The 10,200-nt window shown below is 42.0% G+C and carries 8 protein-coding genes; 6 read left to right on the top strand and 2 right to left on the bottom strand.

Annotated elements, in window-relative coordinates; translation table 11 throughout:
- Positions 1-113: 113 nt before the first annotated feature.
- On the bottom strand, positions 114-1,511 hold the full coding sequence (locus tag NFS43_RS19175) for a hypothetical protein (protein WP_251554391.1): 1,398 nt from the start codon (positions 1,509-1,511) through the stop codon (positions 114-116).
- A gap of 208 nt (positions 1,512-1,719) precedes the next feature.
- Positions 1,720-2,217 carry an antibiotic biosynthesis monooxygenase family protein gene (locus NFS43_RS19170; RefSeq protein WP_251554390.1) on the bottom strand — a complete coding sequence of 166 codons (498 nt, stop codon included), beginning with the start codon at positions 2,215-2,217 and terminating at the stop codon, positions 1,720-1,722.
- Positions 2,218-2,445: 228 nt separating this feature from the next.
- Between NFS43_RS19170 and hemE the strand changes: the two genes are divergently transcribed.
- From hemE to NFS43_RS19140, 6 genes are all read left to right on the top strand, one after another.
- On the top strand, positions 2,446-3,483 hold the full coding sequence (gene hemE, locus NFS43_RS19165; protein ID WP_251554389.1) for a uroporphyrinogen decarboxylase: 1,038 nt from the start codon (positions 2,446-2,448) through the stop codon (positions 3,481-3,483).
- Between the two features lie 141 nt (positions 3,484-3,624).
- On the top strand, positions 3,625-4,557 hold the full coding sequence (gene hemH, locus NFS43_RS19160) for a ferrochelatase (RefSeq protein ID WP_251554387.1): 933 nt from the start codon (positions 3,625-3,627) through the stop codon (positions 4,555-4,557).
- A gap of 35 nt (positions 4,558-4,592) precedes the next feature.
- Positions 4,593-6,020, top strand: a complete 1,428-nt coding sequence (hemY, locus tag NFS43_RS19155; RefSeq protein WP_251554385.1) for a protoporphyrinogen oxidase — start codon at positions 4,593-4,595, stop codon at positions 6,018-6,020.
- Positions 6,021-6,201: 181 nt separating this feature from the next.
- Positions 6,202-8,355, top strand: a complete 2,154-nt coding sequence (locus tag NFS43_RS19150; RefSeq protein WP_251554384.1) for a YhgE/Pip domain-containing protein — start codon at positions 6,202-6,204, stop codon at positions 8,353-8,355.
- A gap of 105 nt (positions 8,356-8,460) precedes the next feature.
- Positions 8,461-9,195: an MBL fold metallo-hydrolase gene (locus tag NFS43_RS19145; RefSeq protein ID WP_251554383.1), complete on the top strand. Its 735-nt coding sequence runs from the start codon at positions 8,461-8,463 to the stop codon at positions 9,193-9,195.
- A gap of 14 nt (positions 9,196-9,209) precedes the next feature.
- Entirely contained in the window at positions 9,210-10,199 is a 990-nt protein-coding gene (locus NFS43_RS19140; protein ID WP_251554394.1) for a lipoate--protein ligase, read from the top strand.
- The last annotated feature ends 1 nt before the right edge of the window (position 10,200 follow it).

Raw genomic sequence — 10,200 nt, 5'->3', positions numbered from 1 at the left:
ATATCATATTAACGCGGTGAATTAATAAAGAATAAAGATAAAATAAAAGCTGTCGAAGGTTTTTCGACAGCCTGAGAGGCTGATTTAGCCTCTTTTGCCATTTTTGTAGTATGTTAGATTAAAAAGATGGCTGCTATGGTGGTTACAATGAGGCCAATGATGACGGGCAGCAGGTTTCTTCGGGCCAGTTCAAATGGATCCACATTGCAAATAGCTGCCGCTGGGATTAACGCCCACGGAACGAGTGTTCCCCCGCCAACCCAAATTGCCGCAATTTGTCCCAGCGCAGTCAGAGTAGCAGCTCCCTTTCCTATTGCCACAGCAAATAGGCTGGCCACTGAGCCGGCTAGTGATATCCCTGAGAACCCCGACCCATCCAATCCAGTTATTGCCCCCACTGCAGTCAAAGTGACAGCCCCTATTGTTTTGCTTAAAGGAACAATGCTGGCAAGAGCCAGACCTAGGTCATTCACAATGCCTTGAGATGCCTGCGGCAGGAAATCCCCAACAATTTTTGTAAAACCGGCGTCACCCAAATAAAAGAACGCGGCAATCGGGATGACTGGCCCGAAAACCTTAAAACCAAATTGAAAGCCTTCAATTAAAAAATGGGTGGTTTTTTCAAGTCCTTTGCTCTTGTAATTCGCTAAAGAAATCAGCAGCAGGATCAGGATGGAAGTGCCGCCCACTAAAGCTGTGGCATCTCCGCCGGTTAAGTCCAGAACGATCATGGCGGCTACGTCGGCAACAAACAATAATGGGACCAAAATAGCGAAAAATCGTTTTTGGTTTATGGATAAGAGTGGAGGCAAGGTATCCGAGTTTTCCTCTGAAACCGTTTCTGATGAGGGGCCGGCTGACAATCGTCCCCGTTTCATATCCTTTCGCAGGAAGTAATAGGCAACTGTCGTAGTGACAATGCCCATGATAAAAACCAACGGTACACTTGCCTGGATAACCTCATTTATGGGAAGACCCGCTGCATCCGCGGTCAGTTTTGGAGCTGCTTGGATAACAAAATCCCCAGACAGGGCTATTCCATGCCCAAACAGGTTCATAGCCATAGCGGCACCAAGTGCAGGAAGCCCTGCTCTGATTGCTGCAGGGAGAAGCACGGCCCCGAGCAGGGCGACAGCTGGTGATGGCCAAAAAAACCAGGAAATGGCCATCATTAAAATTCCAATCGTCCAATAAGCTAATCCGGGATTGCGGATCAGCTTTCTAAATGGAGAAATCATCACATCGTTGATTCCTGTTGTCGTTAACGTGCGGCTCATTCCAACAATAATTGAAATGACCAGAATGGTAGATAACAACTCTGTTATCGCATAAATAAAACTCGTAAAAATACTGCTCACGGCATGAGCTAAGCTGCCGGTGGCTGTAATTGCAATTAAAAAAATACCGGCAATGCAAACAATAGTCGTATCTCTTCGCATGACCATGAAGCCGATGATTAAGGCAATGAAAATGACATATATCCAATGAAGAGCAGTCAGCTCGACAAGCATAAATTGGCCTCCTCTCTAATTCCATAGGCGGCAAGTTGGGTATCCGCCCTGATGGATGTAATACAGGATATTAAAAAACAATCAAAGTGGTGAAGAAGAAAATTAGTGATAGAGGCGTATTTTCAAAATAAAAGGAATGGAGCCATTTCTCCATTCCAAGACAGGTTTAACTGGGGATTGAAACTTCTAACAAACATTAATAGGGTGTTTACCCTGATATTGTGTACTTTTGGGTGTAGGGGAAACCATCGAAGATTTGGGGCTGCGGGCTATAGCCCAGACCTTTGTTTAACTTTTCAGCCAGCGGGGGATTAGCTTTTTGCCATTGATCATAGAATGTCCCTTTTTCCCAAAAGGTCATGATGATATAAGTTTTGGATGAAAGCGGCCGAAGCACTCTTAAGGCCAGTAATCCCGCTTCATTTTTGAACAGCCAGTCTTGAATGCTTAACTGGTGTTCAAATAAGGGACGCCCTTCGTCCGTTACTGGAATATAGTTCAAGACAGTATAGCCTTCTTTTGGCAAATCCCCGAGCCTTTCAATCACCTCATACTTCCTAGGCTGTTGGAATAGGGACGGTCCTGTCGTCTCATGGAATAGAAGTCCCCCTTTGGCATTTTCCATGACGACAATCTTTTCCTTTTCATAATTTTTCATAAGCTTCTTTAGATACTCAGCTGTGCCAGTTGTTATATATCCATCCATTTTTTATCCTCCTTTAGTTACTATTAGTGTACGACTGACATTATTATACATTCTTGACATTAAGTCACTCTTGAAAATTGACTTTTTTTTGACAGTTAATAACATTTACTATACACAAATATGTTTAATCGATATAGTGTAGACAGTCTATTATGAAATTGAAGTTTTTAAAATTAATCTTTATATATTAAAATGGTAAACAGATGTGTAATGAAAGGGGACAATGGAATGAACAAAACGATAAATGAGACTTTTTTACAAGCGGCGAGAGGTGAGAAAACGGACTATGTCCCTGTATGGTATATGAGACAGGCTGGGCGTTCTCAACCCGAGTATCGTGAAATTAAAGAAAAGTATTCTCTTTTTGAAATCACTCATCAGCCAGAATTATGCGCCTATGTGACAAGATTGCCAGTCGATAATTACAATGTAGATGCTGCTATTTTATACAAGGATATCATGACACCGCTCCCAGGTATGGGAATGAATGTTGAAATTAAAGGGGGAGTGGGACCGGTCATTGATAATCCAATCCGTTCGTTGTCAGATGTGGAGAAACTTCAGGAACTTCACCCAGAGGAACATATTCCCTATGTACTGGATACCATTAAGCTGCTAACGGAAGAGCAATTAACCGTTCCATTAATCGGTTTTTCCGGCGCGCCATTCACTCTTGCCAGTTATATGATCGAAGGCGGACCGTCGAAAAATTACAATAAAACCAAAGCATTTATGTATACGGAGCCAAAAGCTTGGTTTGCTTTAATGGATAAGTTAGGCGATATGATTATTACATACGTGAAGGCTCAAATCCATGCCGGTGCAAAAGCCATACAAATTTTTGACTCTTGGGTTGGCGCACTGAATGTTGAGGATTATCGCTATTTTATTAAACCAGTCATGAATCGGATTTTTGCCTCTTTAAAAGAAGAAAATGTGCCTCTTATTATGTTCGGTGTTGGGGCAAGCCATCTAGCGCTGGAGTGGAATGATCTGCCGCTTGATGTCGTCGGATTGGACTGGCGGCTTCCTATTCGCCAAGCGAGAGAGTTGGGCATTCAAAAAACTGTTCAAGGAAATCTTGACCCTGCCATTCTGTTAGCTCCTTGGGAGGTTATTGAGCAAAAGGCAAAAGCCATTTTGGATCAGGGAATGGAGCAGGGCGGCTACATATTTAACTTAGGCCATGGGGTATTCCCTTCTGTGAATCCGGAAACTTTAAAAAGATTAACGGCGTTTATACATGAATACTCAGCTGTAAAATAAGGTCAATCCTATTTCTCTTTAAGGCATAAAATTGGCAGTGCCGCTGATTTTTTGGCACAATAAAGTGAAACTATATAGAGGGATGACCTGCTTCAAAGTGTTCTTGATTACTGTAGAAAGTTCAAAAATGAGGTGCAATAGATGACAAAAAGGAAAATGGGTCTGCTGGTTATGGCATATGGCACACCCTATACTGCTGAAGACCTAGAACGTTATTACACAGATATACGCCATGGGCGAAAGCCAACTCCCGAAATGATAGAGGACTTGCGCAATCGTTATGAAGCTATCGGGGGTATATCACCTCTGGCAAAAATAACGCTTGAACAAGCAGAAAAGCTGGAAAGGCATCTTAATACGATTCAATCGGAAATTGAATTTAAAATGTATCTGGGATTAAAACATATTGAACCATTTATTGAAGATGCCGTGCAGCAAATGAGTAAGGATGGTATAACGGAGGCAGTGAGCATTGTGCTGGCGCCTCACTATTCTACCTTTAGCATTAAATCTTATAACAGCAGGGCAGCAGCGGCAGCGGAAAAAGCAGGCGGCCTTTCGATCAAATCGATTGACAGCTGGTATCAAGAGCCGAAGTTTATCCAATACTGGTCTGATCAAATCAAGGGGATTTTTGATGAAATGCCTGAAGATGAAAAAGAAAATGCTGTGCTAATTGTGTCGGCCCATAGCCTGCCAGAGAAGATTCTCCAGCTAGGTGACCCATATCCCAAACAGCTGCAGGAAACAGCCGATTTGATTGCAGGACAAGCAGGTGTAAAAAACTATTGCATCGGCTGGCAAAGTGCCGGAAATACTCCGGACCCATGGCTGGGGCCAGATGTCCAAGACTTAACGAGAAGCTTATATAAAGTGCATCATTATAAAGCATTCGTATATGCACCGGTCGGTTTCGTTTGCGACCATTTAGAGGTTCTTTATGATAATGATGTAGAGTGTAAGGCGGTCACAGAAGAATTAGGGGTTCACTACTATCGCCCGGAAATGCCAAATGCCAAGGCAGAATTTATTGAAGTATTATCGACAGCCGTTCTGAAAAAAGCGGCAGAATAAATGAGAAAACGTCAAACTGGAAGAAGGTGATGTCCGTGGCAGAACACAAGCACAAGGTTGTCATTATTGGCGGAGGAATTTCCGGCCTCTCTGCCGCATACTACTTGCAAAAATCAATAAATGCCCGCCGCCTTCCTATTGAGGTTCAACTTATTGAGGCATCACACCGTCTTGGGGGTAAAATGCAAACCGTCATTAGAGACGGTTTTATCATTGAGCGCGGTCCCGATTCCTTTTTAGCTAGAAAAACAAGTATCATAAATCTGGCTAAAGAAGTTGGGATGGAGGACAAGCTAGTGCCCAATTCCACGGGGAAGTCATTTGTACTTGCCAATGAGAAACTGTTTTCTATTCCTGGCGGGGCGATGATGGGTATTCCAACGGAAATAGGGCCGTTTGTCACGACTGGCCTTATTTCAATTCCCGGGAAACTAAGAGCTGCTGCGGATTTGGTTTTGCCCCGCTCAGAAAGCGGCAAAGACCAATCATTAGGTGAATTTTTCAGAAGAAGATTGGGTGATGAACTGGTCGAGAATTTAATTGAGCCATTATTATCAGGAATATATGCAGGTGATATCGACCAGCTCAGTCTTCAGGCCACGTTCCCGCAGTTTTATGAGGTCGAGCAAAAATACCGGAGCTTAATTCTGGGGATGAAAAAAACAATCCCTTCGCAGCCGAAGCCTAAAGAAATGAAGGAAAAGAAAACAGGCGGATTTTTGACATTTAAGACCGGTCTTCAATCCTTTGCCGAGGCCATTGAAGCAAAATTGGCACACGAATCAATTTTAAAAGGCCATCGGGTTGAAAAAATCATCAGAGTAAACCAAAAGTATGAAATATACTTAAATAATGGCGAAATGCTAATTGCTGACAGTATTATTGCAGCTACCCCGCATAAAGTAACGCAGGCGATGTTTTCTGACTATCCCTTCTTTGAGCCATTTAAATCAGTTCCATCAACATCTGTTGCGACCGTTGCACTGGCCTTTCCAGAGGAGGCGATCAAGCAGGATATTGATGGAACCGGGTTTGTCGTTTCAAGAAACAATGATTACTCCATTACCGCATGCACATGGACGCATAAAAAATGGATTCACTCGGCTCCGAAAGGGAAAGCACTGCTTCGCTGCTATGTAGGAAAAGCTGGTGATGAGACGATTGTCGACCTGTCAGATGATCAAATTGTAAAAATTGTCCTCGAAGACCTGAAAAAGACGATGGATATTACCATGAATCCGGACTTTTTCATTGTTTCACGCTGGAAAAATTCGATGCCCCAATATACAGTGGGACATAAACAGCGCTTGAAAAAAATCTTGGAACATATGAAAACGGAATTGCCAGGAGTCTTTTTAGCGGGTTCTTCCTATGGCGGTGTTGGAATGCCTGATTGTATTGACCAAGGGGAAGCAGCCGTTCAAAATGCTTTAAATTATCTTAAAGAAGCTGTTCAAATATAACAGCTTCTTTTTTATGTTTTACTTGATTACAAGTATAAATGGGAGTATACTCTTAAGGTATTTAATGACTAAATTGTTCATTTGGTCATAAAAGGATTATTCTATTTGATAGTCCTTTGTTTTTTTGATAAAAATGACTGTATGAACAAAATGGTCAATATTATAAAAGGAGGCATCCGAGGTGAAAAACGTTCTGTTAAAGGAAGAACTATCAACGATTTTCAAAAACAAGAAAATCCTTATTCCCATCCTCGCTGTGTTATTTATTCCTGTTTTGTATGCCGGAATGTTTTTATGGGCTTTTTGGGACCCGTATGCTAAACTCGATCAGCTGCCGGTTGCCATTGTCAACGAAGATCAAGGGGCTGAATTAGATGGGCAGCAATTGCAGCTAGGGAAGGACCTTGTGAAAAAGTTAACCAAAAGTAATGAATTCAAATTTCAAACGGTAACTAAGGACGAGGGGTATAAACAGCTTAACAATGAAAAATATTATATGCTGATTGAAATCCCAAAAGATTTTTCCAAGAATGCGACAACCTTATTGGACAATAATCCGAAAAAGCTGGAGCTGATTTATGTTCCCAATGAAAGCTTTAACTTCCTATCAGCTCAAATTGGCGGAACAGCAGCTGAAAAAGTGAAGACTGCGGTAGCCGAACAGGTAACGAAAACATACGCAGAAACGATGTTTGATAAAGTAACAGACCTTGCGGATGGCATCGGGCAGGCAAGTGATGGGGCTGGGGAGTTAAGCTCAGGAGCTGTCGAATTGGCTGGCGGGTCTAAAGAATTAACCGAGGGATTGACGACGCTTGCTGAGAAATCGCTTGAATTTAATCAAGGGGTCAAACAAGCTTCTTCCGGTTCGGAACAACTGGCGTCCGGATCAGCTGAGTTAAAATCAGGTCTTGAACAGGCAGATTCCAGCATGCCTGTGCTTATAGATGGAACAAACCAAGTATATGCAGGGGCCGAACAAATGAAAACCGCCCTGCCTGCTGAAATAGCAAAAGGGATTAGCAGTCAGATGGCAGGAAGTGTTGAGGAATTAAACACAGGCATTAATCAATTTAAAACACAATTATCTGATACATTGACATCAGAAATGGCTGAAACCATGATTCAACAGCAAACAAGCACGATGGATCAGTTAGCTGCAGCCTTAAAAAATTATGGTGTCAATCCACAAATTGTAGATGGCGTGATAGCAGGCGCTAAGGCGCAAATACCAGCGAAAGAAGCGGTCGAACAGCAAATCTCGGCTGAGTTATCACCGAAATTAGCTGGAGCATTTGGCCAGTTCCAGACTGCTGTCGGCCAAAAATTAGCTGGTGCAACAAGTGGACTTGAACAAAAGCTGTCCAGCCAGACCGATCCGTATTTTGATCAGCTGTTAGCAGGCATTGATGCCGTGAATGATGGCCAAAAACAATTACAGCTTGGAGTCCATCAACTATATTTGGGGTCTCAAGCTTTAACTAGCGGTGCCAATGATTTAACCTCAGGAATGAGTCAGTTGTCGAGCGGTGCCGGCCAGTTTTCTGACGGTTCTAATCAGCTGGCAGAAGGCGCCGGCCAATTAGCTGACGGTACAGCAAAAGTTTCCGATGGTGCCAAGGAATTGGCTGATAAATTAGCAGAAGGCGCCAATGAAGCTTCAAAGGTGAATGCGAATGGCAAGACTTATGATATGATGTCAAAACCAGTGAAACTGGATACAGAAAGTGTCAATCATGTGCCAAACTACGGAACAGGATTTACGCCATACTTCCTGTCGCTTGGATTGTTTGTGGGTGCATTGATTCTTTCCATTGTCTTTCCAATTGCAGAACCAGCTGTACAACCAGCAAACGGATTTAACTGGTTCATTAGCAAATTTTCGATTCTTGCAGTTATGGGTATTGTTCAAGCTATATTGGCAGATATCATCCTATTAACTGCTTTGGACCTTCAGGTTCAAAGTATTCCTAGATTTATCCTGTTTACCATTTTGACGAGCTTAACCTTCGTTGCACTAATTCAATTGCTAGTTACTGCATTGAAGGATGTTGGCCGTTTCATCGCCATTTTAATCTTGATTTTCCAATTAACAACCAGCGCAGGCACATTCCCGCTTGAAACGATTCCTGATTTCTTGCAGCACTTTAATGCACTGCTGCCGATGACTTACTCCGTAAGAGGCTTCAAAGCCGTTGTTTCAAGCGGCGATTTCGGATATATGTGGGAGAATCTTTCCATATTGGCAGGATATATCGTTATTTTTGCTATTTGCACCATAAGTTATCTGATGATCCGATTTAAAACAAAGTTTACCAAACCGCTTGAGAATTAATTGCAGACGAAACCAGTCTAATTTATTAGGCTGGTTTTGTTTTGCTGTTTATTTTGATATTAGCGTATATTATAGGTATGAAACTTAAATTGGGAGGAATGGAATATGAAGCTTACGATTATTGGGCCTTGGGGCGGCTACCCGAAAGCGAATGCAGCCAGTTCAGGCTACCTGCTGGAGCATGAGGGATTTCATTTGTTAATTGATTGCGGCAGTGGAGTGCTTGCAAAGCTGCAAAACATTGTCCATCCGGAACAATTGGATGCTGTGATTATTTCACACTACCATCCTGACCATATAGCCGATATTGGAGTATTGCAGCATGCAAGATTAATTCAAGGGTATTTGGGAAAACAAATGCCGGCCTTGCCTGTTTATGGGCATTCTCTTGACCAACAGGAGTTCTCCAAGTTAACTTTCAAAAATATTACCGAGGGTATCGTTTATGATCCTAACCGGGAATTAACAGCAGGTCCCTTCCAAATTTCATTTCTGAAAACAGACCATCCAGTGCCATGCTATGCAATGAGGTTTGAGGCGGGAGGCAAGAGGTTTGTTTATACGGCTGATAGCTCCTTTAAAGAAGAGTTTATTTCCTTTAGCCAAGGTGCGGAGGTTCTTGTCTGCGAATGTAATTTTTATGCTAATCAAAATGGGAAACCGGCCGGTCACATGAATAGTCTGGATGCTGGACGTTTTGCCCGCGAAGCCGGTGTCAAACAATTAATCCTGACCCATCTTCCGCATTACGGCAATTTGGCCGAGCTCTTGGGAGAGGCATCAAGTGAATATACTGGTATAATAAAACTTGCAGAAGAATTTCAGGTGATTACAGTATAGAAAGGATAATGGACATGTTATTTATTGATAATAAAGGAATTACGGATCCCCGTATTAATCTTGCCATTGAGGAATATGCGCTGAAGCATTTAAATATTAATGAAACGTATTTATTGTTCTACATAAATGAACCTTCAATTATTATAGGGAAAAACCAAAATACGATTGAGGAAATCAACACTGAGTATGTGGAGAAAAACGGAATACATGTGGTGAGAAGATTATCAGGCGGTGGTGCAGTTTACCATGATCTAGGCAATCTTAATTTTAGCTTTATTACAAAGGATGATGGGGAAAGCTTTCATAATTATCGCAAGTTTACCGAGCCGGTTATCAGGGCACTAAGAAATTTGGGTGTTAACGCAGAGTTAAGCGGCAGGAATGATATTGAAGTGGAAGGACGGAAAATTTCCGGAAATGCCCAATTTTCAACAAAGGGCAGGATGTTCAGCCATGGGACACTGATGCTTAATTCAGAGATGGATCATGTGGTATCCGCTCTTAGAGTGAAAAAAGAAAAAATTGAATCGAAAGGGATCAAATCCGTTCGCAGCCGTGTTGCTAATATCTCTGAATTTCTTTCTAAAAAATTAGGAATTGAAGAATTCCGTTCCATCTTGTTAAAGTCGATCTTTGAAGGCCAGGAAGAAATACCTGAGTATGTTTTAACAGAAGAGGATTGGGAAAAGATTCATAAAATCTCGGAGGAACGCTACCAAAATTGGGAGTGGAATTATGGCAGATCACCAAAATTTAATTTGCAGCATTCCCACCGCTTTCCTGCTGGCACAATAGATGCCCGGTTGGAAGTAAATAAAGGGATCATTGAAAATTGTAAAATCTATGGGGATTTCTTTGGCGTCGGGGATGTAAGTGAGATTGAAACGAGGCTCAAAGGAATTCGTTATCAAAAAAGCGAAATTGAAAAGGCATTAGAGGATATCGATACGACCCACTATTTTGGAAATATATCTAAACAAGATTTTATTAACTTAATATACTAAT

The sequence above is a fragment of the Neobacillus muris genome (assembly GCF_943193175.1).
Classification (GTDB): domain Bacteria; phylum Bacillota; class Bacilli; order Bacillales; family Cytobacillaceae; genus Neobacillus; species Neobacillus muris.
The sequence above is the reverse complement of the archived record's forward strand: the minus strand, read 5'-3'. Positions and strand labels throughout refer to the sequence as shown.

Excerpts from the sequence above, each read along its gene's own strand:
- NFS43_RS19140 (WP_251554394.1), top strand. The coding sequence starts at position 9,210 with ATGTTATTTATTGATAATAAAGGAATTACGGATCCCCGTATTAATCTT.
- hemH (WP_251554387.1), top strand. The coding sequence starts at position 3,625 with ATGACAAAAAGGAAAATGGGTCTGCTGGTTATGGCATATGGCACACCC.
- hemE (WP_251554389.1), top strand. The coding sequence starts at position 2,446 with ATGAACAAAACGATAAATGAGACTTTTTTACAAGCGGCGAGAGGTGAG.
- NFS43_RS19175 (WP_251554391.1), bottom strand. The coding sequence starts at position 1,511 with ATGCTTGTCGAGCTGACTGCTCTTCATTGGATATATGTCATTTTCATT.
- NFS43_RS19145 (WP_251554383.1), top strand. The coding sequence starts at position 8,461 with ATGAAGCTTACGATTATTGGGCCTTGGGGCGGCTACCCGAAAGCGAAT.
- NFS43_RS19170 (WP_251554390.1), bottom strand. The coding sequence starts at position 2,217 with ATGGATGGATATATAACAACTGGCACAGCTGAGTATCTAAAGAAGCTT.